The following is a 2085-nucleotide window of genomic DNA, read 5'->3' as shown; positions in this document are numbered from 1 at the left end:
GGGGCACTGCGTGCGGTCGACGGGCCCGACGCGGCGACGCTGCTGCGCCGTGCCCTCGACGCCGGCGAGGCCTTCCGCGTGCTGCACTGCTGCGCCGCGCGGCCACCGCTCGCGCTGATGGTGGCCGCCGGGGCGCAGGCGCTGTCGGTTGATGCCGCGATGCTGACCGGGCGCGACGACGACACGATCGGCGGCTACGTCGAGGCTGGTGGCGCGCTGCTCCTCGGCCTCGTCCCCTCGACCGGTCCGGGCGCGCCACCGTCGCCGGGCGAGCTGGTCGGTCCCGCCCGGGCCCTCTGGCAGCGGCTCGGGTTCGCCCCCGAGCGGCTGGCGCAGGCCGTCGTCCCGACCCCGACCTGCGGGCTGGCCGGTGCCTCCGTCGGCTGGGCGCACACCGCCCTTCGGCTCCTGCGCCAGATCGGGCGCGTCCTCGTCGAATCCCCGGAGGCGCCCCGGTGACCGCCGACGCGCCGCCCGCGGTCCGGGAGCGACACGTCGAGCTGGCCCGCGAGATCGACGAGCACGCCTACCGCTACTACGTGCTCGACGACCCCTCGGTCAGCGACGCCGACTACGACGCGCTGATGCGCGAGCTCACCGAGATCGAGGACGCCCACCCCGAGCTGCGCACGCCCAACTCGCCCACGCAACGGGTCGCCGGCTACATCGAGACCCAACGCTTCGCGCCGGTCGCGCACCTCCAACGCATGCTGAGCCTCGACAACGCGTTCTCCGACGAGGAGCTCCATGCCTGGGCCCAGCGCGCGCTGCGGGAGGTCGAGTCCGTCCCGGCCTATCTCTGTGAGCTGAAGATCGACGGTCTGGCCATCGACCTCGTCTACGACAACGGGCGGCTGGTCCGCGCCGCCACCCGTGGCGACGGGCGCACCGGCGAGGACGTCACCGCCAACGTCCGCACGCTCGACGACGTGCCGGGCCGGCTGTCCGGCGACCCGCCGGAGCTGCTCGAGGTACGCGGCGAGGTCTACTTCCCGGTGGCGGCGTTCGAGGAGCTCAACGCCGCCCTGGTCGAGGCCGGCAAGTCGCCGTTCGCCAACCCCCGCAACGCCGCGGCCGGGTCGTTGCGGCAGAAGGACTGGCACGTCACCGCATCGCGACCGCTGCGGCTCACCCTGCACGGGATAGGGGCCGCCCGCGGGTTCGAGGTGCACAGCCAGTCGCTCGGCTACGAAGCGCTGGCCGCTCTCGGGCTGCCGGTCAGCAGCTACTACCAGGTCGTGCCGGACCTCGGGGCCGTGCGCGACTACATCGCCCACTACGGCGAGCACCGGCACAGCGTCGAGCACGAGATCGACGGCGTGGTCGTCAAGGTCGACGACATCGGCCTGCAGCGCCGGCTCGGCTCGACGGCGAAGGCGCCGCGCTGGGCGATCGCGTTCAAGTACCCACCCGAAGAGGTGGTCACGAAGCTGCACGACATCCGGGTCAACGTCGGGCGCACCGGCCGGGTCACGCCGTTCGCCTTCATGGAGCCGGCCCAGGTCAGCGGCTCCACCGTCGGGCTGGCCACCTTGCACAACGCCGACGAGGTCAGGCGCAAAGGCGTGCTCATCGGCGACTGGGTGGTGCTGCGCAAGGCCGGCGACGTGATCCCGGAGGTCGTCGGACCGGTCGCCTCCCGGCGTGACGGCAGCGAGCGCGAGTTCGTGATGCCGACGCACTGCCCGGAGTGCGGCACCCCACTCGTCCGTCCCGAGGGCGAGGTCGACGTCCGCTGCCCCAACGCCCGGTCCTGCCCGGCGCAGCTGCGGGAGCGGCTGTTCCACCTGGCCGGTCGGGGCGCCTTCGACATCGAGGTGCTGGGATACAAGGCGGCCGTGGCACTGCTTCAGTGCGGTGTCGTCGAGGACGAGGGGGACGTCTTCGCGGTCACCGAGGAGCAGCTGCTCGGCTGTGCGTTCTTCACCAAGAAGGACGGCACCCTGTCGGCCAACGCCCGCCGGCTGCTCGACCAGCTGCAGCGGGCCAAGGAACAGCCGCTGTGGCGGGTGCTGGTCGCGCTGTCGATCCGGCACGTCGGCCCGGAGGTGGCTCGCCCGCTCGCTCGCGAGTTCGGGGACCTCG

At 73.0% G+C, this 2085-nt stretch carries 2 protein-coding genes; both read left to right on the top strand.

The features are described 5' to 3' along the window. Positions 1 to 459 (top strand): methionine synthase (locus VFJ21_02835; protein ID HET7406056.1); only part of this gene is annotated, 459 nt, incomplete at its 5' end. Then, a partial coding sequence (gene ligA, locus VFJ21_02830) for an NAD-dependent DNA ligase LigA (protein ID HET7406055.1) occupies positions 456 to 2085 on the top strand: 1630 nt, incomplete at its 3' end. The genes VFJ21_02835 and ligA, both read left to right, overlap by 4 nt.

This window comes from Mycobacteriales bacterium, assembly GCA_035690485.1.
In the GTDB taxonomy this organism is placed as follows: Bacteria; Actinomycetota; Actinomycetes; order JAFAQI01; family DASSKL01; genus DASSKL01.
This window is presented reverse-complemented; position numbering and strand designations above follow the sequence as displayed.